Here is a 26113-nt window from a genome sequence, read left to right as displayed (position 1 = left end):
TCGTAGCAAAGCCTAACCACACGTTAGGCCTTGTCTACGTCAATTGTCTGCCTTTGATGCAAATAAGGTTGCTCTATTATGTAGAGAGTAGTTGCTCATATAGCGATTCATACTGGGAAGTAATATTATCATAGCTAAATTTATCCTGAGAGCGACGCAGTCCTTCTACACGAAAGCTTTCGTACAGCTTTTCGTCCTGTAACAGTTTAAGAGCATACATCGCCATCTGCTTGGTATCGCCAATCTCGCATAGATATCCTGATTCACCATGTGAAACCACTTCTGGCAAGCCTCCAGCGCAGGAAGCAACAACAGGCACACCGCATGCCATCGCTTCTAATGCTACTAATCCAAAGCTCTCTTTTTCGGATGGAAGTAGCATGAGGTCGGCTAATGATATGACCTCTGCTACGTCGTCTTGTTTTCCTAAAAAGAAAACATCGTCACATAGGTTTTCCTCCTGAATCAGTTTCCTGATGTTACACTGCTCAGGGCCTTCACCAATCAGAATTAATTTAGCAGGCATTTCATCACGAACATAGCGGAAAGCTGCTACTACATCCTGGACACGCTTAACCGGACGGAAATTGGAAATGTGCATGACGATTTTTTCCCCGTTAGGTGCGAATTTTGCACGCCACTCAGCTACATCCTTACGCGAATATCTTCGCTTATCTACAAAATTGTAAACAAGCTCGATTTTCTTATCTACCTGAAGAGAATCATGTGTTTCGCGGATTAAATCAGCAGAAACAGCCGTTACCATATCGCTCTTTTCAATTCCAAAGCGAATCATGTCGCGTAAGCTTGGATCATAACCAAGGACCGTGATATCTGTGCCATGTAAGGTAGTGATGATTTTCAAATGATCGCCTACCATTTGCTTGGCTAAATAAGCACACAATGCGTGAGGTACGGCATAATGAACATGCAAAATATCGAGATTCTCATTTTGTGCAACCTGCGCCATCCGATTTGCTAATGTTAAATCATATGGCGGATATTTAAATACATCATATTGATTTACTTCTACTTCATGAAAAAATATATTGGGGTGAAACTTCCCTAAACGAAACGGCATGCCCGCTGTAATAAAATGTACATTATGTCCACGCTCAGCCAACAATTTGCCTAACTCTGTGGCTACCACACCGGAACCGCCCAAGGAAGGATAACACGTAATACCTATATTCATTTTCATTCCTCCCTTTTTTTACACAGGAAATGGCCTGTCATCGGCTGACAGGCACTCGGGCGTCTCCACTGTTACAAGGATGAAAGCACCAAAGGCGTGGCATTCACAAACCCTTCTGCATATTTCACTCCTGCTTGTTGCCCAAATAAACGTTCCCGATACTCTACTAATTCAATGTAGCCATTATTTAACGGAGTGCTTACACTTCCTTCTTCTTGTTCGAATTGGCTTCGATACGACTCTAGCACCTGTATTTTTTGCGGATACAGATCTGTGATATCTACAAAGAAACTAGGGATAGCGGTGCTATTAATGAAGTAATAATAAAAATGCTCAGGACGATAGGCTGGTAATTCGCGTTCGCCTACGAATTTTTTGATTCCTGCCGAAAAAATTGCTTCTTTTACGATCCGGCTTACGCTCTCATGATCAGGGTGCCGATCATGAAAATACGGGGCTAAAACTACTTTAGGTCGCGTTTTTCGAATAAGATCGACCACCTTTTTTATCGCCAATTCACGGTTTGCTTCGAGTCCGCGATCAGGCAATCCAAAATTGTAACGAGCAGTTAATTTCATATGCTCAGAAGCAATGGCTGCCTCCTCTTGACGGCGCACCACTGTCCCATTTGATGAAAGCTCCGCATACGTCATATCAAGGATACCCGCTTTTTTCCCTTGTTGATTGGCTCGCAGCAAGACACCTGCTGCCCCAATCTCCACGTCATCAGGATGAGCACCAATGGCTAATATGTCTAAATGATTCTCTTCCATTAATATTCCCCCTGTTAGATTTCCCGCCAAGACATGTTACCCTGCTCCACAGCTTTTAGCAAGATTTCTGCTGTAGCTAGATTAGTCGCAACTGGTATTCGATGAACATCGCACAATCGTAGTAAAGCCAGAACATCTGGTTCATGTGGTTGAGAAGTGAGTGGGTCACGCAAAAACACGATGACGTCCATTTCGTTCTTGGCAATCATAGCACCAATTTGCTGATCGCCGCCTAATGGTCCTGATAAAAAGCGGGTTACCTGCAATCTCGTATTTTCCATAATGCGCAGCCCTGTAGTCCCTGTCGTAAACAAATGATGCTTTTGTAAAATTCCCTCATAGGCAACAGCCAACTGAACCATCTCTTCTTTTTTCTGATCATGTGCAATCAATGCGATGTTCATGTAAAATCCCCTCTCAGTCACTCATTCTGTCCTTATTTACCACTACTCTTTTGGTATTAATCGATAAGGTGCTCCAGTCCATATACTAACGTCTGTAACGAGACAACTGCCTTAATTGCCATTTGAACGCCTGGCATAAATGATTCACGATTTATGGAGTCATGACGAATGGATAAGGTTTGTCCAATTGCTCCAAATAATACCTCCTGATGTGCTACCATACCAGGCAAACGGACACTATGGATACGGAAGCCGTTATAATCAGCTCCACGTGCTCCATCAAGGATCTCTTTCTCATCTGGATGACCCTGCTGTATCTCATTACGAGCTGTAGCAATCATTTCCGCCGTTTTAATAGCAGTTCCGCTTGGGGCATCTAGTTTTTGATCGTGATGAAGTTCAATAATCTCGACATGCGGCATGTATTTAGCTGCCATGCTAGCGAATTTCATCAATAGGATTGCTCCGATAGCAAAATTAGGGGCGATGATAGCTCCAAGCTCATTGTCTACACATATTTGTTTTACTTCTTCTATCTCTTCAGGACTAAGACCAGTCGTACCTACAACTGGTCTCACACCATGTTTCAGACACAGAAGCATGTTTTGGTAAACCTGTGAAGGTGTAGTAAAATCTACAACGACATCTGGTTTAAAAGCTAGTAGGGCCTCCTCCAAGGAATTAACCATTGGTACGCCCAGTGGCTTACCGCCTAATACTTCCCCCACATCTACACCTGTCAGCTTTGAATCAATCCCTGCAACAAACTCCAGAGAGGGATCTTGTTCAAGCATTTTAACCACTTCGCGCCCCATTCTTCCTTTGGCGCCAGCTACGGCAACGCGAATTTTCTTTTCCATCCTACCCTCTCCTACTCTTCTATTCTGGTCCATCTATCCTTGTCACGAGTATTAAACTTGTGCATAATACGATCGAACGCTTCCTGCAAATCTATTCCAAGAGAATTGGCAAAACACAAGACAATGAAGAAAACATCTCCAAGTTCATCTTCAACGGTTTTTTCTGCTTCAGTTGATTTTTTCGGCTTTTCTCCATAATAATGATTAATTTCGCGAGCTAGCTCTCCTACTTCCTCAGTCATACGAGCCAACATAGCTAATGGAGAAAAATACCCTTCTTTAAACTGAGATATGTACTGATCCACTTCTCCTTGAATTTCTTGCAATGTTTTTTTATTATCCATTTTTTCCTCCCTCATACTAGACCCAAAACCGAGCAAACTATGTAAGCAAGCAAATTAATCAAAAATCCTATTGGCTAAAGTGTATCATAAATAGACAAGGCAAAAAACCTCCTTTATAATGACTCTGATTAGGGTTACAAGCAAGTTTTTCCTACCTGTGTACAGTCAGCATGTTTGCTACCTTTTGATTCACCGGAAAAGGAGAGATTTCCCTTCATGAAATTGCACTTGAAGAACATATTGGCAATTATCCTCGGTTCTATCATCATGGGTTTTGGCATTAACGCTTTTAACATTCCAAACGGATTGGCAGAAGGCGGTATCACAGGGATCAGCATCCTGATCAAGCTAGCCTTTCCAGCTATTGATCAGGGGATTGTGTATCTATTACTCAATCTTCCTTTATTCTTTATTGGATATCGTTTGTTAGGGAAGGTCAGCTTTTTTTACACTGTTGTGGGAACGGTTTCTTTATCTGTGTCTCTTTCAGTATTTGGCATGATTTTAGATTATGAAAAATTGGGCGACACTTTACTTGCCACTTTATTTGCCGGAGTAGCAATCGGCAGCGGCCTTGGTATTATTTTCCGTTATGGTGGAACAACAGGCGGTGTCGATATTATCGCCCGCTTATTAAACAAAATGTTTGGGATCAGTATGGGTCGCACCTTACTCATGGGTGACATTCTGGTAATCGGCGCATCTTTGGTCTACTTATCTGTTCAAAACGCTATGTATACCTTGGTCTGTGTCTATATTGCTGCCCGTGTCATAGACTTTTTCCAGGACGGGGCTTATGCTGGCAAAGCTTTAATGATCGTATCGGAGTACCCTCAAAAAATAGCTCAGGAGATTTTGACCACAGGGCGAGGTGTCACGATTCTAAATGGAAAAGGGGCTTTCTCAGGCATGGAGAAGGAGATCGTTTACTGTGTTGTTAGCAGAAATGAAGTCCCTCGTCTTAAAAACCTTATGAATGAAATTGACCCTCATGCTTTTGTGATCGTTAGCGAGGTTCATGAAGTTTTAGGTGAGGGTTTTACATTTGATGAAAATAAAAAGCCCTTGCGCCAAACATAAATGGCTTTGTTCGTTATATCTTTAGCTTGAATTAACAAGATTTTGGTTGTTCTCATGTATATTTACCAATCTCTTAATCTAATCATCATTAACTTCAAAAAAGACCTGCTCTGAATATGAGTAGGTCTTTTTCATTATGAATTATTCCATTCCGGGTTAAATCCTTCGTTGCTTCATAGCAGAGTACTTTATCCAAGCTACATAGGCTAGTGAAACAGTCACCAAGGTCGATATCCAAACCATCAGACGATATGTTGATTCCGGATTATCCATAAATGATCCCACAGCAGTCTGATCCTCTCCAACAAACGCTTCCTGCATCGTACTACTCAGTTCTCTAATAGAAGAGCGCATTATCTGCCAATCCAGCTTTTGATTTAATAGATGTTTGGCTATTTCTTCATATTTTCGTGTTACCTTATCCATTGCCTGTTCTTTTAATTGGATCGTCATTGCAGGCCGTAGTGCTAAATACAGCTGGTAATTTTCTTCATATTGCGCTCGAAGGGTTTCGGTATCTCGCTCGACTGCGGCTTGCAATAGGTTCTGCATCTGCTTTGAGTAGGAATTATAATAAGTGCGCCACATAGGGCTCCTTTGATGGCTCAGTGCATCTACAGCTACTCTCACCTGTGTCGCATGCCACAACAACCGATTCTCTGTCGTTTTTGGATTTGTATAAGCTTTTTTGGCTGATAAAATGGACTGTGTTACAGCATTAAGACTCTCAATCCGTAAAGATATAGGAAGGGTTTCATTGGGAAATTGAGAAGCTAGCCTCTCTATTTTAAGTTTTGCTGTGTCATAATCTCCTTTTTCAGTAGCTCGTAGCATTTCCCCTGCCACCTTATCTAAATCAGCCAAATGTTTTTCTTCTGGCGGTTGGTTCATTTTTGTCACAAAGTAACTAATCGGCATGGATAATAGAAATCCCATCACCAATAAGAGCAGCAGCATTTTGATGTTTTTTGGCACAAAAAAACCTCCTTTCCCATAGTACAGACTATGGAATGGAGGACAAGATTAGACCTGATTTTTATTCGCTCGTGTATGTAAATAATAAATAGTCGCAATGGAAAGCAAGCTTAAGACAACCGTACACAAGCCCACGATACCGGTATATGGAACCAGTGGTGTTGGTAGGTACGGGTGAATTTCCATTACATAATCGAGAAAATCGTTATTTAACACCCAAAGCGCTGCTATTCCAAGACCCAACCACGTTATTTGATAGTAGCGAGCATATAGCATTGACTCTACTGCCATGCCCAAATGGGACGCTAACAGCATCAAATCCTGCCAACGAACCTCGTTGCCAAGAGACCATCCTGCAATAATAACTCCAACTGCCCACATTCCGTACTTAAAGTTCGTAACTGATGCTACCGCTTCCAATATTGGAACATTTCGCCCCAATATATACATAAAGATCACTAGAGTAAATAGTCCGCTCCCAGTAGGGCTATCTGGGACAAATAACAGCAAATAGGGCGCATTATAGGCAGCTACATCTGCAAGTTGGTCCTTATACCAGTAAAAACCGTAGATTGTCCCGAAAAAGTTAATGAAGAACAATGTCCAGAGAAACCACGATTTTTTCAATGATCCTAGAAACCAGAGCCACATCAATTTCATTTCCTTACGTCACCCCTATTAGCTGTAAAAAGATACCTCTCTAGTTTACATGTACCAACTTACATCTGCAACCGATGTACACACGTTTGTAAGAATTGTGTTACAGTTGCGTGTCGAACTGTCTATTATGCACGGTATCCAAAAATAGGAAAAGCTGGCCGAGGACATCAGCCAGCTTTCGTTCTTTGCTATTTCAAACTCGCTAGGTAATCTACCAGTTTTTTCAGATCCTCATCTGATCCTTTAAACATACCACCTGGCATGGCACCTTTTCCTTCGACAATGGTTTTGTGGATATCTTCAGTGCTCAGGGTTGAACCAATTTTTTGCAGATTAGGTCCCATACCGCCTTCAAGATTTCCACCATGACACCCAATACAAGACTGATTTGCTGCCCACAACGGGTCAGCTTTAAAGCTTGGATCAGCCTTTGCTGCAGCAGCCGGAGCTCCGCCGCCGCCGCTACCGCCACCCAGCTTAGCTAACTGTTTTTCATGCTCGTCATGAGCTGCCCAAGTCAAGAAGAAGATGGAGAACAGGGACAGTAGCATAAGTCCAGTTGCAATAGGACGACGAATTGGACGTCTATCTTTACCTGTATCCAGGAATGGCGCTAGAATCATAGCACCAAAAGCAATGCCCGGAATACCGATTACGCCAAGCAGTACGTGATCGCCTGCTGCCCATGGATACTTCAATAATTGGTACAGGAACAAGAAATACCAGTCCGGTACTGGAATAAAAGAAGTATCATTTGGGTCAGCCTTTGCCGTTAGTGGCGATTCATGTGAAACCGTTAACACCAAGAAACCAAGCAAACAAACCGCAGCAACCATCCACTCTTTTAATAGAAAGTTTGGCCAAAACGGTTCAGTGGTTCCTGGATAGTCAGAATACGAAGGTGACACATTTGGCATGCGCTTCGCTGAGATCCGAGAGTCTCCAACGAAGGTAGCATTTTTATCTTGTTTTGCCATGCTAATTCCTCCTATTGTTGAAGACTAGTTTTATAGAGGTCCAGAAATACCTTGTACACGAATCATAATAAAATGAGCACCCAATAATCCCAACAAGCCAGCTGGCAAGAAGAATACATGGATAGCGAAGAAACGAGTAAGCGTTTGCGCACCTACAATTTCCCCACCGGTTAACAAAGTTTTCGCATAAGGTCCAATTATCGGAATTGAGTCTGCGATTTGAAGCCCTACTTTTGTAGCAAAGTACGCTGTGTTATCCCAAGGTAAAAGATAACCAGTAAAGCCTAGTCCAAGCATAACGAAGAAAATTAACATCCCTACAATCCAGTTTAATTCGCGCGGTTTTTTATAAGATCCTGTGAAGAAGACACGTAAGGTATGTAGGAACATCATGACGATTACTAAACTTGCGCCCCAATGATGCATACCGCGAACGATTACACCAAAAGCAACTTCAGTTTGTAAGTATTTTACGGACTCATAAGCATTAATGATGTCTGGAACATAATACATGGTCAAAAACATTCCAGATAAAATCTGAATTACAGTAATAAAAAAAGTAAGGCCCCCAAAACAGTAAACGAACGCTGAAAAGTGATGTGCGGGATTTACGTGTTCAGGTACTTCATGGTCAGCCAGATCACGCCACATAGGAGTGATATTTAGGCGTTCGTCCACCCAATCATACATTTTTTGTATCATTTTATCCGCTCACCCCTGGACGTGGATTTGGTACAATTTTACCTAAGTAAACTTTACCATCTTTAATTTCTACTTCGTACTCATCAAGCGATTGAGTTGGCGGAGTATTCAGAATGTGCTCTCCATTAATTGCATACCTACCAAAGTGACATGGGCAAAAGTACTCGTTTTTAAAATCTTCACTTGAATTCCAGCTCACGGTACAGCCCAAGTGCTTACAGATAGGCGACAATGCCAAAAGCTTGCCATCTTCTAGCTTACGAATCCAGGCAGACATTGTTGTTTCTGATTCATACCAGCCGTCTTTCGTATGAAGAGTAAAGTTCACGTTCTTTGGTTCCGGCCCAAAATCGCTTACATTTCCAACCGCAACTTTATCTCCAGCAGCCGAAGCTTTCAGCACAGGATCAATGGCAAAGCGAATCATTGGTGTGATCATACCTGCAGCCAAGAAACCACCAGTTCCCATGAGCGCATAGTTTAGAAACGTACGTCTGGAAATTTCTTTTTTGCTCATCTATTTCCCTCCTTATCCTGTTAGATTTCTTTCAGATTTCGACTACATGCATATAGGAAACACTAGGTCAAGACCAATAATAGCTAACCCCTCAAGTAATGTCAATAATATGACTCTTTGGAGTTACCATTGCTTTGCGAAAATACTGATAATGTTAAGATTTTGTCAAAAATTCAACACAATTCAGGCAAATTAGGCTCAAAAAGGAAGAGTTATCCAAAAACCCTTATCATTTCGTCTCTTTTTCACCCTGTTATTGGAAAGAAAGGGATTACTCATCCAGAATCAGTCTTATCTGGCGAAAAGTAAATTCCCTTTCTCACATTTCTATAAATTAGTCTGTTTTTTATGTTTTTGCCAAATTTGCAAAATCTCTTGATATAAAACATCACATGTAATTTGAAAGCGAATCTCTGACTCCAAATCTTCATCACTGATCGTCAAAAACTCCGCATGAGTTTCTAAATCCTGATATTGCGGTATATAAACATCTATTCCGGAAAAACGTAAAATAAAATTGTAATCAAATTCATTGGGCAATTGAATCTCGTTGGCTCCTGCAGCGTCCTCTTTTATCTGATACATGAGGGGAAACAACACGATTCTTCCCTTCAATCGTTGTTCCACAGCCATAGCCAGACTAGAGAGGTAACCCATACGTGTAGCATTTGTCGCGATTGATAGCTTCTTGTCAAATATGTAATGCGGTAAAATTGCTGAATCATAATAAGGTCTAACTGCCTCGAATCCTTGCAGTTCTTCTACATTCCATTGCATAGTGCGTACCGCCTCTCCCCGTTATATTAAGCTAAAACGAGGAAAAACGCCCGCTTACAAGCGAGCTCCTCATTTTTTAACCTGTTTCAGTTATCTCATATGTTAGTAATTCTTTCAATTCATTTGTCAGCATCAGAAACTTTTCCTTATTTTTTACAGCCAATGCTTCATCAATCTCTTTATATAGTGTGCGCTTGCGAAATTGTCGCACCTGCTGATCAATCATGATCTCCGATAGCAATCCCGACATAAAACCATTGCCCAAGTACTTGGACTGTTCCATGACTAGTCCCTCATTTCATTAATATGGTGGTATCGACAAAACCGTTATAATCTCGCAGCCAAACCTCGCAAACGTCCGTTCTTTCATAAACCCACTCGCCTGCTCTCGATTGCCCTACCTTTAGCAATCCAACATGAACCATCATTTTTAAAATACGGTTGGATAGGATTTCCTCTCGTTTGTCATAATAAAAAGACTTCATCCAAGGCAGTAGCAAATCGGATAGCTGTTGGGAGGAGTACCATTGATTAGAAGTTAGCATCGCTATCAACTGAACTAACAAGGGAAGATTAGGAATCGCTCGTTTATATAAACGAAACCAAAAACGGATGCATTCATTGTGAGTTTGCTGGCTAATTCCTTGTTGGAGAACCTCTAAACCAATCGGTGTGATAAAAACGTGCTTCCCATCCTCAGCAATCCAACCTTTATGATAACAAAAATCATAAAGCAGCGAGAATCGGTCTGGATATAGGTCAAAATGCAATCCATAACCAAATCGCCATTTCTGTGGAGCAAGCGGTTCCTCTTTTACGCTTAAAAAATGAAATAGCTGTACTTGAAAGCGTCTGTACATGCCTCCATCCTGAGTAAGAGGTACAGGCTCATTTTGCAGGAAACGGAGCAAAATCAGCATATCATCTAATAAAGCCGTTCCTTCATCACGATAAGCACTAGGGACCTCATTCTGGACTTTTATTCCAGGCAGTTGCTGTATCCATGTCTGTACATACAGCTCACGAATATCGACTGGGATTTCAAACTGTCCTTGAAGCCTGCCCTTCGCCGGAAAAATCCAACCTCGTTTTAAGGCAAACGCTACTTTTTTACGCGCCTCTTCCTTCTTTTCCTCACACTCCTCTACTTGTGCAATTGCTGCTTTTGCCAGTAAATCCTCGAGTGTATACCGCTCGCGTTTATCCAGAAATAACAGCAGCAGGAAGTGCAGATCAGCCGAAGAAAGCTGCTCTAGCTCTGCACGTATTGTCTTTTGATGTCGCAGCCCGGTCATTAAGGTAGTGACCAACTCGTTTTTCGAATGCGGATCGCACTGATAACCATAATGTCTCGCAATCTGATGTAATTGGGTAATATCAGCGTAAACGAGTACTTCAGCTAATTTCATTGCGCATCCCTTCTTACTTTGCAGATTTACTTCCATTGTTGCCCAGTTCATTCTAGGATTAAACCTGCTCCAAACATTTTGATAAAGAAAACCTTAAACACAGATCAAATTATTATTTGAAAGCAAATGAGCCTATTTGGTAATGCGACAAATAAAAAAAGCACAGCTTTCACTGTGCTTTGCAAATGGCATGGGAAGTAGAGAACTGCTCATGAAAATCCAATCAGACAGCTTGATTACCTTCACACTCAACCTGCTGATTTATTCTTCGTTTGTCTCCTCCTGTAAATCCCATTGCTCCAATAGCTTCTGATATTCTTTTGATTCCTCATAACGGCCAGCCTGCATTAATAGAGCTGTTAAACGGCGGATATGTTCTACATCAAAACCAGAAAGATCTACATACTTTTTCAGCGCATCAATCGCTGCTTCTGTCTTTCCTTGGGATAACAAAATATCGCTATACAACGGATAGGCGATTACATATTCTTCATCAATCGCAATCAAGAGCTGAATATAGCGCTCTGCTTCTTCCCATTTGTCGGTATAGAAAGACATCAAAGCACAGCCGTATACAACCTCTGGTAATTGCTCGTACTGCACTGCCTTGGTATAGAGTTGATAGGCTTCTTCAAATTGACCCTGCTGAGCAAATGTACGTGCTTTTAATACAAGCGCATGGAACGTGGTTTCAGAAATCTCATCTAACAGGTTTATGGCTTCCTGCACCTCGCCTGTTTTCATATACATCTCGCTTAAAGCCGCTCGTAATTCTTCATTATCTGGATCACGTTCATGAGCAATTTTTAAATACTTTACAGCTACCTCTTCTAAATCCTGCATAGCATACAAGTCAGCCAATAGGAGATACAATTGAATCTCATCATAGCCTTCTTCTTTAAGCGCGTACAGATATTCATGGGCAGCATCGTAGTCTGCTTCGTCTAATGCAATCTCCGCAGCCATAATTTTGGCTTCCTGATTCATCTCTTTTGGTATAGTGGGATTTGCTAGCAAATCTTGAATGATCTTAATTGCTTCCTGATTATGTCCAAGTCCACACCAAACATCTGCCAAACAGAACATTACTTCAGGAATTTCTTTGCCGTGTTCACCTATTTTATGTAAAACTTGCAATCCAAGTTCCATTTCATCATTTTCGATTTTATTAACAGCTTCCTCAATGATACGCAGCCATTTTTTTGGCATGCGAAACACCCCATTTCTATAACTAAGCGATAAAAGACCGTCAAATTGACGGTCCTCTTCCTTTATTTTATATGATTTTAAGCTCTTGTAAACCAGCTCATAGTCAAAACCGTAATTAAAATCCCAAAAAAGCTTAAAATGACACTATAATTCGGCTTATTCGACGAGGGTTCCATATCAGAGGTAATCACATTAACACGCATCTCTTTTTGTTGTTTTATTAACGGAGCAGCTGTTTCACCGCCGGAATCAATTGTTTGCACTGCCACATCTTGATCTGTTTCAGAGGCTGTACTAACCTCAGATTTGACATTATCTGAGGACAGAGCTTCTGCTTTTGCAGTGTAAGGTACAAACGAATTAAGATTGTCATCTGAATTATGATAAAGAGTGAAAGAACATATCATTAAAAGTATCATGGCAACACTAAGTCCAATACGCCGCATACGCACGGTTAATGTAAACACCTTTTTCCCAATAGGAATGGCCCATTTCTCTTCCGATAAAATGCGTGCCATGACAGCATCTACAATCGAAGTGGCAGGTGGATCAGCTATGTAGTCATCTTTATGCATTTGTATGAATTTGTCGCTATCTAGTAATACATCATATTTTGAATGACAGGAGTCACAACAGGCCAGATGGTTCTGAAGCCTGCGCTCCGATAACTCTGGCAAATCACCCTGTGCATAGTCATGTAACATTTCTTGTGCTTCATCGCACCTCATCGCTTACTCATCCCTTCGGCTTCTTCCAATTGAGAATCGATAAAATAGGATTCCAATTGTAATTTAATGCTTTGTCGAGCCCGAAATAAAAGAGATTTAACCGAACTAACCGTAAGATCGAGGATTTTAGCAATTTCATTGTAATCCAGTTGCTCATACTCACGTAAAATAAGCGCCGACCGTTGTTTTTCAGGAAGATTATTAATCGCTTGTCTCACCAGATCCTCACGCTCTGTTTGCAACAATTGTTGTTCAGGGAGCCGTTCAAAGGAAATGCTCGGAACCTGAACACTGTCTTCCAAATAGACGTCAGCGTTACGGCTTTTACGCAACTCACTCAAAACTGTGTTGCGAGCAATGGTATACAGCCATGTTGAAAATGTAGCTTCCACATCTCGGAAAGAATGAAGGCTTTTATACGCTTTATAAAAGGTTTCTTGACAAATGTCCTCGGCTATATGCTCCAGATGAGCTTGGCGCAGCATATGAGCAACAAAGGTCAAGATTTTCCTTTCATACCGACGTATCAGCTCGGCATAACTCTCAATATTGCCCTCTTTTATTTCGCGAATTAACTGGGAATCGGTCATTGACTAGGTTTACCTCCTAAGCGATTCCAAACTCCCCAGTGACCCATGCACTAAATTAGACCACGCAGATCACCAAAAGTTGCGGAAAAGGCATAAACTTTTTCAGCGATGAAGAATCTGCCTTCAGGAAAAGCGTAGCCCTTCTGAAGGAACACGTTCTACAACTCACCATTTCATATGCAAAAGTAGCCTACGTAGAGTAACTAAGAAGAAAAACAGGGGACTTCATCATAGTAAGAACAGTATGAAAAAACCCCATGACGGGGTTACATCGCGTAGTTATATGGCCGTAATGACCTCAGATGTTTTCCTGCACCAATTGTCGAATGATGCGTACCGTTCTGATAAATAAAGACGCCTTTCGACATAACTCTCACAGGATTACATACTTCGCTAAGAATGAGCATAGTGGAAATAGAATGATTTGTCAACCATTTGTCTTTTTTTAGGAATAATAAATCAGCATCTGCACCTGGTAACAAGCTTCCTTTAATCGGATAGCAGCCAGCCAGCTTTGCAACGTTCGTCGAAGCTAGTCGCACTGTTAAGGACAGGATTCGTTCTGCTTGTCCACGCGCCCAAAATTGTGATGGAACGGTTAACTCCTTGATTGAAGCATATAGAGAATGGTGCGAATACCAATTTCTTAAGTGCTTCAAGATCCATCCATGCTCTTTCTGTTTCTCTTCAAGTTTCCCAACCGGCTGGAGATGATAAAAAGAAATCGCTTCTTTTATTACGTCTTTTATTTGATTTTCATTTATGCAGGTGCGTATTTTTCCATAATGGCAATATTGCAACCATGCTTCTATGATAGTCTGACGATCTTCTCGGGAAATGGTTTCACCTAAAATGTGCAAATGCAATGACACTTGCTCCTGCAGTAGGAGCGGATATAGGCTACTCCAGTTAATTCGGTGCACTTCTTCTACTGTGCACACTACAATTTGGATGAGACGAAATCCTTGTTTTATGAATTGCCGAATCCGATGGTAATGGCACTCAGAAGCCATGATTTCGATTCGAACTGCATAATCAAGCGGACTATTGTAATGGGGAGTTAGCTGGTACATGCATTGTGACTCATCCATCCATTTGTCTATCTTAATTGTATCAATAAATGTTGTAATTCCTTGTTCGACTAGCATTTGGATCTGTTGAACATACGATTGGGCAGGACGATAATTGAGTGAATTTGCTTTCATTACCTGTAAAAATCCAGGCAAAACATAATAATCGGAAGCATCAATTTCTAATCTAGCTTGTCCACTACTCCATTCTCTACGCAATGTATCTGGATGAGTGCGCACAATTTTACCGTTTTGAATCCAAATATCCTCTTGTTTCACCGCATGCTGTGTAACAACTGAAGCATTACGAATTATCGTGAGAAGCCCATCCATGCTCGTCCTCCTCTTGATCTTTTCGTTAGTAAAGTAAGATTATCTTTACTACGAGCATATGTGAAAATTCCTTGATTATTCCCAAGATTTTAGGATTCAGACAATTCGATTCAAAAAAAAACCGTCGATCGAATGAAAGCGCATTCAATCAACGGTAGCACACTTGTGCAAAATATTTGGATAGGAGTGGAGAGAAACCATACTGTACTTCTAATTATACCCAGATTTAGTAACTTGTCAAACTATTTTTATCGTGAGTATATTTTTGAAAAGTACGTATTTTATAAAGAAATAAAAACCCCAGCAAGGAGATTTTTACTTACAAAATTCTTTCCATTGCTGGGGTTTATTTCTTTATCGTGTAGCATCAAAAGTGATACTCCCTAGATCAGTTGATACCTGAATCGGAAAGGTCCCATCTCCCAATGTTTTGACCGTCTTGACACTTGCTCCGCTACGTTCAACTTCTAACTCATTCCCTGTAATACTTCCCAATTTGGTACTTGCTGTTAATGTCACCTGACTCTTTTTGGGGATATGTATCATAACAGCCCCTAGATCAGAGTGCAGTTGCCACGGCCCATTAAGAACTACATCACTTGAAACATTAATTTTACCGGCATCATTTCCTACATCCAGCGTTCCTTGCACTGATCCGCTCACCGTAATCATTCCTACTTTTGAACGGAGTGTTGCATTCGAAATGTTTGTCGCATCAATAGCACCTGCGTTCGAACTAACATTTAGCTGTTCGGCAATATCAGAAACTGTAACCTTGCCTGCATCTGATGTCACATCAGCTTTTCTTACCTTCTTAATGTCTGTTACACCTGCTTGTACCTCAGAGATAATCGCCGTATTTTCAGGTACCATCACATATAAGGTTAAATCTCTAGCTTTATTGTAGTTATCGCTGATCTCTATACTGGTTTCTTGCCCTTGTTCTATACTTACTTCTATATCCTGGGCTCTTTGCTGGGCTTCTTGCTTCGAATCAGCTTTCACATTCCCATCCACACGAATATGAAAACGGCCATCCGCCGCACCCTCTACCATAACCTTGCCAAAATCATTTGTAAGCCGAAGCGTTTGCATATCAGCCACTTCCAAATCCTTTTCCATGACGGTAACAAATTGCACAGGTCCCTTATAAAGCCGATTCGTTACCAGCTCCATAATGTTTCCATTAGAGAAAGCCTGGTAAACGTTTGCCCCCATAAGAATCACAACTATTAGGATCAAGCTGCTAGCATCTAGTTTCCAGCCTGAACTATTCTCAGATGTTTGGAATAATTGACGTAAAATTAATTCTACTCCAATGATAATGAGGAGCAACGGCCAAAACTTTAAGACTGTTGCTAAAACGTTCGTATAAAAAAGTTGATCCACTAAAATACCAATCCCTATAGCTAAAACAGTTATGGCTAACTGCCAAGGACCTATCCGCTTTTGACGAGATCGGTGGGAATCTAAAGATGATTGTTTATCTTTCGGCTGACGCATGAACTTCTCCTCTCTAAACTACATCCGTTTGTACGTTGGGTTAATTGTAGCATAACACATTTGATATCGGCTCAGTCCTTGGACGTATCTTCGACTAAGACCCCCGATTGTTTCCTATAAATTTAGCAATAAACAAAAAATAGCTCCTACCAATGATGATAGAAGCTATCCCTACTAAGCGCTGATAAAATCAAAGCTTTATTTCATTAAGTTCTCTGCAACTTACCGCTGACAAATGGAAGCAAGTAAGGTAGCAAAGCCAGGAAACGATACGTCGATTGCTTCAGCTTGCCGAACAATCGTTTCACCTTGTGATGCCAATCCAGCAATAGCCATTGCCATACCGATACGATGGTCACCCATACTGTCGATATCCGCACCTTGTAAGCCGCATTCTCCCGTAATGATCATACCATCATCAGTCGGTTGAACCTTAGCACCAAATTTCCCCAGCTGGCTTGCCACGGTTGCAATTCGATCTGTCTCCTTCACTTTTAATTCTCCAGCATCCCGGATAATCGTTTCTCCTACGGCTTGTGTAGCCATGACGGCAATCACAGGAATTTCATCTATTAAACGCGGAATCAGATCACCTTCAATAACGGTTCCATGCAATTTTGCATGAGCTACATAGATATCTGCTACCGGTTCCTCGTTCACTACTCGTTCATTGCGTAATTCGATAGTCCCCCCCATCGCACGGACTACATCAAGTATTCCAGTACGTGTTGGGTTAATTCCCACGTTTTTAATCAGAAGCTCGCTTTCTGGCAGCATCATAACAGCCGCAATTAAGAAAGCGGCAGATGAAATGTCTCCAGGTACACTAATCTCTCTACCAATCAGTTTTTGCCCACCTTGCACGCTGACACTTTTTCCAGATTGGGTTACTTGGATACCAAATGCCCGCAACATTCGTTCGGTATGATCGCGTGATACGCTTGGTTCTTCAACAGTTGTGGTTCCTTCAGCTTGCAAGCCAGCTAAGAGAATGGCAGACTTAATTTGCGCGCTCGCCACTGGCGAAGTATAGGTTATACCTGTCAAATCGCCTCCACGTATGGATAACGGGGTGAACTCACCATTTTTTCGGCCATCTATCTTGGCGCCCATTTCACGCAAAGGCCCTACTACTCGTCGCATCGGACGTTTCGCAATAGATTCATCCCCTTCTACGACACAATGAAATGGTTGCGTAGCTAAAATACCACTCATTAAACGGATAGTGGTACCCGAGTTGCCTACATCAAGCTTTTGATCCGGTTCCTGCAATCCGAACCAGCCTTTCCCATGAACCGTTACACGCTCACCTTCTCGCTCTATTACGACACCCATACGGGAAAAACAATCAATCGTGCTCAAGCAATCTGCTCCTTGTAAAAAACCACTTATATGTGTGATTCCCTCTGCCAGTGCCCCAAACATGACAGCCCGATGCGAAATCGACTTATCTCCAGGTACTTGTGTTTCACCCTGTATTCTCTTAGCTGGTTGAATGGTTAACATGACTTTACTCCTCTCTTTATTTCCCTCTTTTAGTCTCTACCATACACATTGTAATCAAAATACCGAAGGAGTTCTATCCCTTTTGCCAGCTCTGTTTCATTGCGAAAGCTGATTCGCAGCGCGCCATATTCGTCTTCGCGTGTTTCTCTGATTTGTATGTTCGTAATACTAATTTCCTTACTTCCTAGTAAAGTGGTAATTCTGCCAATCTCACCTGGATGGTCAGGAATATCAATGTATAAATCATGTAGGGCTGGAATAGCCCCTTGACGCCGTTCCGGTATAGAATCACGGAATTCACGGGCATCTTGGAAAAACGATTCAATCTCGTTTGCATCATCCTGCTCCAGCGCATGGATAATCGCAGTAAAATCCTTCTGCCAATCGCGAGCGATCTGTAACAAATATGTCTTATTGCTTAATAAAACATCTCTCCACAGTTTAGGATTGCTTGATGCAATACGAGTGATATCACGAAATCCGCCCGCTGCTAATCGATGATACCACGGTTTTTGCGTGTTGTATTTTGATACTTGATTGACTAATAGAGCAGCGATCAAATGAGGAAAATGACTGATTGCCCCAACGATTTCATCATGCTCGTCAGGCTGCAGAACAATGACCTTTGCACGTAACGGCTCAAGTACTTCCTGCAATAACTCTACTTGCTCAAAAGGTGTCTCTTCATCTGGTGTAAGCACATAAAAAGCATTTTCAAACAAACGTTCATTTCCTGCTTCTACTCCTGATTTATGAGATCCTGCCATGGGATGACCCCCGATAAACGTAACACCTTTCTGACGTAAAATGCGTGCACTTTGTACTACCTGATATTTAGTGCTCCCTACATCCGTAATAATCGTTCCTTCTTTTAAACGCAATTGAGCTAGTGATCGCATGAGATGATGGATTTGCTCTACGGGAGCTGCAATAAATATAATATCCGCTTCCTTCACAGCAAGTTGCAGGTCTGTGCTTCCAGAATGGATAACTCCTTTATCTATCGCCTTGTCCAATTGTTCCTGGTGCAAATCAAACCCGACAATTCTGTTGAGAGGGTTCTGACGCAGCGCAAGTCCAATGGAAGCTCCTATTAATCCTACTCCCAGAATGGCAATTGTTCTATTCATATTCTTCGCTCCACTCCAAAGAATCTCTCTATTTTTTCGTTTTACCTGTCCTCCTATTTTGCATGGGAACAAAGGAGTACAATAGATAGTAGAAAAAGCCGGTGTTGACCGGCCTGCTCCACTACTTATCTTACTATTTTTGCCCTCTTTTTTTATTTCGTTATTTTTTTACAGCTTCGGTCACTAGACTTTCCAAAGCTGCTAACAGCTTATCGTTTTGCTCGCTATTTCCAATCGTGACACGCAGATAACCGGGATGACCGAGCGCATTGCCTGAACGAGTGATAATCCCTTTTTTCAACAAGTATTGGAAGGCCTCGTCAGAATCTCTCTTTACCTCCAGTAAAACAAAGTTGGTTTGAGAAGGGAAATAGTGTAGTCCTAGTTCATCACATTTGTCTGTGATACGCTTCATCTGCTGACGATTTTTCCGGCTACATTGTGTCACAAATTCCTGATCTGAAATCGCTGCACGTGCTGCGACTTGCGAAAGTGAACCTGTATTGAACGGTCCACGCACATGATTAAGATGTGAGACGACATCTGGATTAGCTATACCATACCCGATACGCAGGGCCGCCAATCCATAGATTTTCGAGAATGTACGTAAAATAATGATATTTTTAAATTTATCAAGGAGCGGTATGGTTTGAGGGTAATGTTCATCCACCACATATTCGTAATAAGCTTCGTCCAGCGCAACTAATACGTTAGCTGGTACCTTTTCTAAAAAAGCGAGCAGTTCATCAGATGTATTCATAGTTCCGGATGGATTGTTAGGGTTGCATACCCAAATCACTCGAGTCTGTTCATTGATGGCAGCTACCATCGCCTCTAAATCATGGACGCCATCCTTTAGTGGGATTTCGAGTAAATCAGCACCCTCTACCGTCACATTAGATCTGTATTGAGAAAATGTCGGGGTAGCCATTACGCTATTGGTCCCCTTCTCCAGATAAGCACGGGAGATCATTAGTACAATTTCGTCAGAACCATTGCCGAAAATCAATTGTTCAGGCTGTACGTTTAAAAATTCTGCAAGTTCCCATCGCAGTTGCATACCTGCACCATCTGGATAGATAGCCAGATCATTCATAGCAGCGAGCATCGCTTCTTTTACGACTGGGGAATAACCGTACGGATTTTCATTAGAAGCTAATTTAATTACTTCTGTAAGCCCTAATTCGCGCTTTACGTCGTCGATAGGTTTTCCAGGTTTGTACACCGGAACATTTAAAATTCGCTCTTTTGGTAGCACTTGTCCTCACCCCATGCTTTTTTGTTTCTGTTATTTTAACTCATTGGATAAGGATTTTACAAACTTTTTCACACGTTCTAATCCGCTGTTTCGCATCTCCTCACTAGAGAGGGCCTCTAGATTTTTCTCCACCTCACTGACAATTGCGCTTCCCACAATCACAGCATCAGCATAACCCGCAACAGCGCGAACTTGTTCAGGAGAAGAAATCCCAAATCCTACCGCAACAGGTATACTGCTATTTTCACGGGCAGTTCTAATTAAATCATCTAATTCAAGCGGAAGATTGTCTCTAACCCCTGTAACCCCCAAAGACGAAACGCAATATAAAAACCCGTCTGCTTCTTTGCCGATCATCGCGATTCTCTCCTGTGATGTTGGCGCAATTAATTGAATCAAATGTATTGCATTTTTCTTTGCCGTTTCACGCGCCTCCCCACTCTCTTCAAACGGCAAATCCGGGATAATGGCCCCGTCAAGTCCATATGTCCGTAAATCAGCAAAAAAACGTTCCACACCATATTGCATGACTGGATTACAATATGTAAAGATCACCAGCGGAATGCTTACCCCTGATGCACGTAGCCGTTCTCCTAATCGAATAGCGTCTTTTAATTTCACGCCCTGAGCTAAGGCACGCTGTGAAGCTCGTTGAATAATCGGCCCATCCGCCAAAGGATCAGAATAGGGTACCCCAAGCTCTATGACATCGGCTCCTGCTTCAATAAGCTTGTGAACCAGTTCATAGGTTACATCTAAAGAAGGATCTCCTACCGTAATGAAAGGAATGAATCGTTTTACTGTCCGATCAGCAAACAACTCTTCCATTCTTGTCATGGTATGTTGCATGTTAATTCTCCTCCTTGTTCAGATGGTTTTGCAAGGTATGAACGTCTTTATCACCACGTCCAGAAAGGCATACAGCGATGATTTGATCGGAGCTCATTCCCGGAGCGCGCTTTATAACCTCCGCTATAGCATGAGAGCTTTCTAAGGCTGGCAGTATCCCTTCTAATTTCGTAAGCAATTGGCAAGCATCCAAAGCTTCCTGATCAGTAATTGCCACATACTCCACTCTGCCGCAGTCTTTCAAATAGGAATGCTCGGGGCCAACACCTGGGTAATCAAGTCCAGCCGAAATGGAATGAGCTTCCTGCACCTGCCCATCATCATCCTGCAACAGATATGTAAGAGAGCCATGAATAATACCAGGACGTCCTGTTGTTAATGTTGCCGCATGCTTGTCTGTATCCACGCCTTCTCCTGCTGCTTCTACTGCAGTCAATCTCACCTGATCCCCCACAAATGGATAGAAGAAGCCAATGGCATTGCTACCTCCTCCAACGCATGCGATAAGTTCATCAGGTAAGCGCCCAAGCTGCTCCAGAGATTGGGCTCGTGTCTCTGTTCCAATAATTTTTTGGAACTCCCGCACCATATAGGGATACGGATGAGGTCCCATCGCCGAACCAATTACATAGTAGGTTTCTTCCACATTACTCACCCAATAACGAATGGCTTCATTGGTAGCATCCTTTAACGTGGCTGTTCCTGATGATACTGGAATAACCTCTGCTCCTAAAAGCTTCATCCGAAAGACATTTAACTCCTGGCGTTTAATATCCTCTGCTCCCATGAAAACCTTGCAAGAAAGTCCAAGACGTGCAGCTACAGTCGCACTCGCTACCCCATGCTGGCCAGCTCCTGTTTCGGCAATAATAGCTTGTTTACCCATTCGTTTAGCCAGTAACGCTTGCGCCAAGGCATTATTTAATTTGTGAGCGCCTGTGTGATTTAAATCTTCTCGTTTTAAGTAAATGTGAGCCCCTCCCAGATGCTCGCTCAGACGTTCAGCATGATAAAAGGGAGTCGGCCTGCCCGAGTAAAAGCGAAGAAATTGATTTAATTCTGCATGAAAGGTCTCATCCTCCAACGCTTCCACTAAGCTTTTCTCCAATTCGATTAAAGCCTTCATTAAGGTTTCGGGAACAAATCTGCCCCCATATTCACCAAATCTACCTGATCGTAGGACAGACTCATCTCGTACATTCGTAGCTTGTGCCATGCTGCTTCACCCTTTCCGCTAATATTGTTATTTTGTAAGCATCCTTTTCACCATTGGTCTCTACACCACTGGAAAGATCAATTAAGGCTGGTGCATATTTGTTAAGCAAAGTCTCTACATTCTCTATTGAAATACCACCAGCAATGATTGCTTGTAGGGGTGCTGCAATTCGTTGCAAATCGGGAATGTGGGCCCAAGCAAATTTTTTGCCCGTACCTCCCGCTTGTTTTGGGTCATGCGTATCAAATAAGTAAGCTTGCACACTATTTTTGTAGGAGGCAAGCTTTTCTATAATGGAGTCACTCTCTGCCCCGATGCCAATCGCTTTCCAGACAGGCTTGCCAAAGCGTTTTTGGACTATTTGACAAAATTCCGGCGTTTCTTGACCATGCAATTGGATCACGTCCAGAGGGACCTGGTCCACTATGCGATCAAGCTCAGATACATCTGGATTCACAAAAACCCCAACTAGACGCGGGAAAGGTCTGTTCATATTTTCGGAAACCTTTAGATTCGCTGAATTCTTAGCTTCTGCAACCAAAAGCCTAGCCTGCTCTACTGTCACCTGGCGCTTACTTTCAGCAAACACCAAGCCTGCATATTCCACGCTAAGCTTCTGCAATAACCCCAGTGTATTCGAGTCCCTAATCCCACAAATTTTTAAGGCGGTCATATTGTGTCACCTCGTAAAATCACCTGAGGCTTCATATGTTGATCTTGGATTAGCTCACGAACGGCCCGAACAACGTCCTGCTGACGCATGAACTGCTCACCTACTAAAATGGAACGCGCTCCTGCCATCCCGACTAAATGAACATCTTCCGCTGTCGCTATTCCACTCTCGCTTACGACAGGAATGCCGCTAGGAATCAGCTTCAAGAGCTCTAAGGAAGTATGTAGATTCGTGGTGAAGGTTCGCAAATCTCGATTATTAATGCCGAGCAGCATAGGCTCTACTGCCGACATCACCTGCTCTAGTTCCGTTTGATCATGAACCTCTATTAGCACATCTAGTCCGATCTCTCCAGCCATTTGATAAAAGTGCTTGATTTGTTCACAATCCAGAATGGCTGCAATCAATAAAATAGCATCCGCTCCACTCGCTCTCGATTGAGCAACCTGATATTCGTCAATAATAAAATCTTTACGCAACACCGGCTGAGGGACCAATTCTCTGATGATTTGTAGATAGCTTAGCTCACCTTGAAAAAACGTTTCGTCCGTTAAAACTGAGATCGCATCTACAACAGCTTCCTGATAAGACGCAGCAATAGCCGCAGGGTCAAAATTAGCACGAATGATGCCTTTTGACGGAGAAGCTTTTTTTACCTCAGCAATTAAGCTTATCTTCCGAGAGCTTGTGGTAAGAGCCTTGACAAAACCGCGAGTAGCTGGCAGTGCTTTCATCTCCGTTAGCATCTGTTGAAGACTTGTTCCTTGACGCAGGGTCGCCACTTCTCCTTTTTTTTGCTCCACAATTTTACGAAGCATGATGAACCCTCCTCATTACCTGACGTAGTTGTTCAAGCTTGCGTATTGCATTTCCATTGTCGATCAGCTCAGCAGCCCGGATGACACCCTTTTGCAAGCTACTTACTTTATCTGTGAGATACAAAATGGCACCTGCATTGAGCAGCACAATATCGCGTTTCGCACCTCGTTCTCCTTTAAAAATTTGCTCTAGGATTAGGGCGTTCTCTGCTGCATCTCCCCCTGCAAGCTCTGCTGAGGTCCCAAGCCTCAATCCTAACCGCTCCGGGTCAAGTCGATACGCCGATACATTACCATCTCTTAATTCAGCTACTTCGCTTTCTCCGGTAATCGTTAGTTCATCTAAACCGTCTAGTCCAGCCACAACCATGGCTCTGGATACGCCTAACTCACTTAATGTCTGGGCGATCGGAACCAGCAATCCTCGATCGTACAAGCCTAATAACTGTCGATCAGCCCGAGCAGGATTGGTTAACGGCCCCAGTAAATTGAAGACCGTCCGAATCGCCAACTCTTTTCTCGGTACAGCCGCATGGCGCATTGCTTCATGGTAAAGGGGTGCGAATAAGAAGCAAAGGTTCGTTTCTTCCAGACATTCCGCTGCTTGCTCAGGTGTCAGTTGAATCGGAATCCCTAGTGCTTCTAACACATCAGCGCTACCACACTTGCTAGAAACAGCACGATTTCCATGTTTGGCGACACTAACACCGCCACTAGCGGCTACAATGGCTGAGGCAGTTGAAATATTAAAGGTGGAAGCACCATCTCCCCCAGTGCCACATGTATCAATCACATTTTGCTTAGCAACAGGAAATGCTTTAACGCGTTCACGCATGGCTTCTGCAAAGCCAATCAATTCTTCAACCTGTTCACCTTTTACCCTGAGTGCCGCTAAAAATGCTCCAATCTGTGCATGTGTTGCTTTTCCATCCATGATTTCACCCATCGCTAATCGAGCCATCGTACGATCAAGGTGTTGCTTTCGGGTAATCTTATCCAAGGAGGTCGTCAGCATAACGCTACCCCCTTTGGTTGAAAATGCTGCTCTGCCTTTTCAAGCGCTTTGACCATTGCTGCTGCCTTATTCATTGCTTCTTGATATTCTAGCTCCGCTGTCGAATCAGCGACGATGCCGCCTCCTGCTTGTATATGCACATGATTTTGTGTAAACAACAGGGTGCGAATCGTAATGCAACTGTCTAAATTTCCAGTAAAGCTGAAGTAACAAATCGAGCCTGCGTACGTGTGCCGAGCATCTTGCTCCAATTCTGCAATGATTTCCATCGCTCGCAATTTAGGAGCGCCAGATACAGTACCAGCAGGAAAAGCGGCAAGCAGAGCATCAAAACAATCCAAATCTTCACGCATCTCTCCTGACACGTCTGAGACAATATGCATCACATGCGAATAACGGTCTACATGTAAAGGGTTTTCCACTTTTACCGTACCGTATTTGGAGACTCTCCCTACATCATTGCGGGCCAAATCAACTAGCATATGATGTTCCGCCAGTTCCTTTGGATCAGCCAGCAATTCTTGCTCTAACGCCACATCCTCCTCGATGGTTGCTCCGCGTTTGCGAGTTCCAGCTATCGGACGAACCTCAACCTTATTGTTCTGAACCTTTACCAGCACTTCCGGTGATGCCCCTACCAAAGTCGCTGATCCAAATGGTAGATAATACAGGTAAGGAGATGGATTCGTCGTTCTTAGCATCCGATAAACGGCAAATGGATCCACATCCGTCTTCATCGTCATACGCTGAGAAAGAACAACCTGAAAGATATCCCCGCTCGCAATATACTCTTTTGCTTTGGAGATCATCGTCTTATACTCTGAGAGACTCATGTTGCTTTGCAAGCTACTGGTCTTTGGCTTTTTGACCTCTTCGTCTAGCTGACTTAATTGATTTTGCTGTAGCCTTGTGTCCTTCGGTACAGGCGTATGCAGGATGTGATCACGTAAAGCGACCAATCGGGCACCAGCCTTTGCATACTTCATCTGCAACGATTCTTTTGTGTCATCCTCTGAAACCCTAATGTGTACCATGCATTGTATTTCTTGCTTTACATGATCATAAATCAGCATTTCATCTACAAAAACGACTTGCATATCCGGTATATCAAGCGGATGGTTCTGGTGCTTAGGCAATTGCGTCTCTACATAGCGCAATGTATTGTATCCTAAGTATCCGATTGCTCCTCCTGTTAACGGTGGAAATTCAGCAATGGATGGCGCTCTGTATTGCTGACATAATTCTCGCAGCACTTCCATGGGATTGCGGTTATACTGCTCTCGTTCCCCCGATTCTTTCAGAAGCGTCACCTGCTGGTCAATCGCTTCTACTCGCATAAAGGGGCGTAGTCCAATAAAGGAGTACCTAGACCAGCGTCCTCCTCCTTCAACACTTTCTAGTAAAAAAGCTGCTTCTTCCGTACATTTTTGATACAAACTGATCGGTGTTTCCTGATCAGCTAACAAAGTAAGGCGAATGGGAATAAAATTGTGTGTAGATGCATAGTGCTGCACCTCTTGAAATGTGGGCTCTATCATGGAC

Annotated in this window: 28 protein-coding genes; 1 reads left to right on the top strand and 27 read right to left on the bottom strand. The window is 42.6% G+C overall.

Going from position 1 to position 26113, the window contains the following annotated elements; genetic code table 11:
• Positions 1–76 precede the first annotated feature (76 nt).
• From bshA to QZ995_RS02790, 5 genes are all read right to left on the bottom strand, one after another.
• Positions 77–1195, bottom strand: a complete 1119-nt coding sequence (bshA, locus tag QZ995_RS02810; RefSeq protein WP_301802748.1) for an N-acetyl-alpha-D-glucosaminyl L-malate synthase BshA — start codon at positions 1193–1195, stop codon at positions 77–79.
• 71 nt (positions 1196–1266) lie between these two features.
• Positions 1267–1968 (bottom strand): bacillithiol biosynthesis deacetylase BshB1, encoded by a 702-nt coding sequence (bshB1, locus tag QZ995_RS02805; protein WP_301802745.1) that lies wholly within the window; start codon positions 1966–1968, stop codon positions 1267–1269.
• A 14-nt stretch (positions 1969–1982) separates the two neighbouring features.
• Positions 1983–2372, bottom strand: coding sequence for a methylglyoxal synthase (locus tag QZ995_RS02800; protein ID WP_301802743.1), 390 nt, complete (start codon positions 2370–2372; stop codon positions 1983–1985).
• A 56-nt stretch (positions 2373–2428) separates the two neighbouring features.
• On the bottom strand, positions 2429–3232 hold the full coding sequence (gene dapB / locus QZ995_RS02795) for a 4-hydroxy-tetrahydrodipicolinate reductase (RefSeq protein ID WP_301802739.1): 804 nt from the start codon (positions 3230–3232) through the stop codon (positions 2429–2431).
• 11 nt (positions 3233–3243) lie between these two features.
• A complete protein-coding gene (locus QZ995_RS02790; RefSeq protein WP_301802736.1) occupies positions 3244–3576 on the bottom strand; it encodes a nucleotide pyrophosphohydrolase in 333 nt (110 codons plus the stop codon).
• A 216-nt stretch (positions 3577–3792) separates the two neighbouring features.
• On the opposite strand from QZ995_RS02790, the gene QZ995_RS02785 reads away from it, so the two are divergent.
• Complete coding sequence (locus QZ995_RS02785) at positions 3793–4656, top strand: YitT family protein (RefSeq protein ID WP_301802734.1); 864 nt, start codon at positions 3793–3795, stop codon at positions 4654–4656.
• 156 nt (positions 4657–4812) lie between these two features.
• Here QZ995_RS02785 and QZ995_RS02780 read toward each other — a convergent pair whose 3' ends face one another.
• The 22 genes from QZ995_RS02780 to trpE form a co-directional block, all read right to left on the bottom strand.
• Complete coding sequence (locus tag QZ995_RS02780) at positions 4813–5631, bottom strand: sporulation protein YpjB (RefSeq protein WP_301802731.1); 819 nt, start codon at positions 5629–5631, stop codon at positions 4813–4815.
• 48 nt (positions 5632–5679) lie between these two features.
• Entirely contained in the window at positions 5680–6291 is a 612-nt protein-coding gene (locus tag QZ995_RS02775) for a DUF1405 domain-containing protein (protein ID WP_301802729.1), read from the bottom strand.
• Positions 6292–6479: 188 nt separating this feature from the next.
• On the bottom strand, positions 6480–7268 hold the full coding sequence (locus tag QZ995_RS02770) for a menaquinol-cytochrome c reductase cytochrome b/c subunit (RefSeq protein WP_301802725.1): 789 nt from the start codon (positions 7266–7268) through the stop codon (positions 6480–6482).
• Positions 7269–7298: 30 nt separating this feature from the next.
• Positions 7299–7970: a menaquinol-cytochrome c reductase cytochrome b subunit gene (gene qcrB / locus QZ995_RS02765; RefSeq protein ID WP_003338582.1), complete on the bottom strand. Its 672-nt coding sequence runs from the start codon at positions 7968–7970 to the stop codon at positions 7299–7301.
• A gap of 1 nt (position 7971) precedes the next feature.
• Positions 7972–8487, bottom strand: a complete 516-nt coding sequence (locus tag QZ995_RS02760) for a ubiquinol-cytochrome c reductase iron-sulfur subunit (protein WP_031414554.1) — start codon at positions 8485–8487, stop codon at positions 7972–7974.
• Positions 8488–8814: 327 nt separating this feature from the next.
• Complete coding sequence (locus tag QZ995_RS02755; protein WP_301802721.1) at positions 8815–9264, bottom strand: DUF2487 family protein; 450 nt, start codon at positions 9262–9264, stop codon at positions 8815–8817.
• Positions 9265–9340: 76 nt separating this feature from the next.
• Positions 9341–9547 carry an IDEAL domain-containing protein gene (locus tag QZ995_RS02750; protein WP_018670086.1) on the bottom strand — a complete coding sequence of 69 codons (207 nt, stop codon included), beginning with the start codon at positions 9545–9547 and terminating at the stop codon, positions 9341–9343.
• 10 nt (positions 9548–9557) lie between these two features.
• Positions 9558–10673 (bottom strand): hypothetical protein, encoded by a 1116-nt coding sequence (locus QZ995_RS02745; protein ID WP_366919674.1) that lies wholly within the window; start codon positions 10671–10673, stop codon positions 9558–9560.
• Between the two features lie 261 nt (positions 10674–10934).
• On the bottom strand, positions 10935–11882 hold the full coding sequence (locus QZ995_RS02740; RefSeq protein WP_301802711.1) for a tetratricopeptide repeat protein: 948 nt from the start codon (positions 11880–11882) through the stop codon (positions 10935–10937).
• A 77-nt stretch (positions 11883–11959) separates the two neighbouring features.
• A complete protein-coding gene (locus tag QZ995_RS02735; RefSeq protein WP_301802710.1) occupies positions 11960–12610 on the bottom strand; it encodes an anti-sigma factor family protein in 651 nt (216 codons plus the stop codon).
• On the bottom strand, positions 12607–13200 hold the full coding sequence (locus QZ995_RS02730) for an RNA polymerase sigma factor (protein ID WP_003338575.1): 594 nt from the start codon (positions 13198–13200) through the stop codon (positions 12607–12609). Before QZ995_RS02730 ends, QZ995_RS02735 begins: the two co-directional genes overlap by 4 nt.
• Before the next feature lie 266 nt (positions 13201–13466).
• Positions 13467–14603, bottom strand: a complete 1137-nt coding sequence (locus tag QZ995_RS02725) for a hypothetical protein (RefSeq protein ID WP_301802697.1) — start codon at positions 14601–14603, stop codon at positions 13467–13469.
• Between the two features lie 354 nt (positions 14604–14957).
• Positions 14958–16106 (bottom strand): DUF4097 family beta strand repeat-containing protein, encoded by a 1149-nt coding sequence (locus QZ995_RS02720; RefSeq protein WP_301802696.1) that lies wholly within the window; start codon positions 16104–16106, stop codon positions 14958–14960.
• A 222-nt stretch (positions 16107–16328) separates the two neighbouring features.
• Positions 16329–17612 (bottom strand): 3-phosphoshikimate 1-carboxyvinyltransferase, encoded by a 1284-nt coding sequence (aroA, locus tag QZ995_RS02715; RefSeq protein ID WP_301802693.1) that lies wholly within the window; start codon positions 17610–17612, stop codon positions 16329–16331.
• A gap of 29 nt (positions 17613–17641) precedes the next feature.
• Complete coding sequence (locus QZ995_RS02710) at positions 17642–18742, bottom strand: prephenate dehydrogenase (RefSeq protein WP_301802692.1); 1101 nt, start codon at positions 18740–18742, stop codon at positions 17642–17644.
• Between the two features lie 160 nt (positions 18743–18902).
• Positions 18903–20000 carry a histidinol-phosphate transaminase gene (gene hisC / locus QZ995_RS02705; protein ID WP_301802689.1) on the bottom strand — a complete coding sequence of 366 codons (1098 nt, stop codon included), beginning with the start codon at positions 19998–20000 and terminating at the stop codon, positions 18903–18905.
• 30 nt (positions 20001–20030) lie between these two features.
• Positions 20031–20849: a tryptophan synthase subunit alpha gene (trpA, locus tag QZ995_RS02700; RefSeq protein WP_301802685.1), complete on the bottom strand. Its 819-nt coding sequence runs from the start codon at positions 20847–20849 to the stop codon at positions 20031–20033.
• A gap of 1 nt (position 20850) precedes the next feature.
• Complete coding sequence (trpB, locus tag QZ995_RS02695; protein WP_301802683.1) at positions 20851–22065, bottom strand: tryptophan synthase subunit beta; 1215 nt, start codon at positions 22063–22065, stop codon at positions 20851–20853.
• Positions 22037–22738, bottom strand: a complete 702-nt coding sequence (locus QZ995_RS02690) for a phosphoribosylanthranilate isomerase (RefSeq protein ID WP_301802681.1) — start codon at positions 22736–22738, stop codon at positions 22037–22039. The genes trpB and QZ995_RS02690 overlap by 29 nt, the downstream gene beginning before the upstream one ends.
• Positions 22735–23556, bottom strand: a complete 822-nt coding sequence (gene trpC / locus QZ995_RS02685) for an indole-3-glycerol phosphate synthase TrpC (protein WP_301802680.1) — start codon at positions 23554–23556, stop codon at positions 22735–22737. Before trpC ends, QZ995_RS02690 begins: the two co-directional genes overlap by 4 nt.
• Positions 23546–24571 (bottom strand): anthranilate phosphoribosyltransferase, encoded by a 1026-nt coding sequence (gene trpD / locus QZ995_RS02680; RefSeq protein WP_301802678.1) that lies wholly within the window; start codon positions 24569–24571, stop codon positions 23546–23548. Before trpD ends, trpC begins: the two co-directional genes overlap by 11 nt.
• Complete coding sequence (gene trpE, locus QZ995_RS02675) at positions 24565–26109, bottom strand: anthranilate synthase component I (RefSeq protein ID WP_301802675.1); 1545 nt, start codon at positions 26107–26109, stop codon at positions 24565–24567. The genes trpD and trpE overlap by 7 nt, the downstream gene beginning before the upstream one ends.
• Positions 26110–26113 lie beyond the last annotated feature (4 nt).

It is taken from the genome of Brevibacillus laterosporus (assembly GCF_030489605.1).
Lineage (GTDB): Bacteria > Bacillota > Bacilli > Brevibacillales > Brevibacillaceae > Brevibacillus_B > Brevibacillus_B laterosporus_E.
This window is presented reverse-complemented; position numbering and strand designations above follow the sequence as displayed.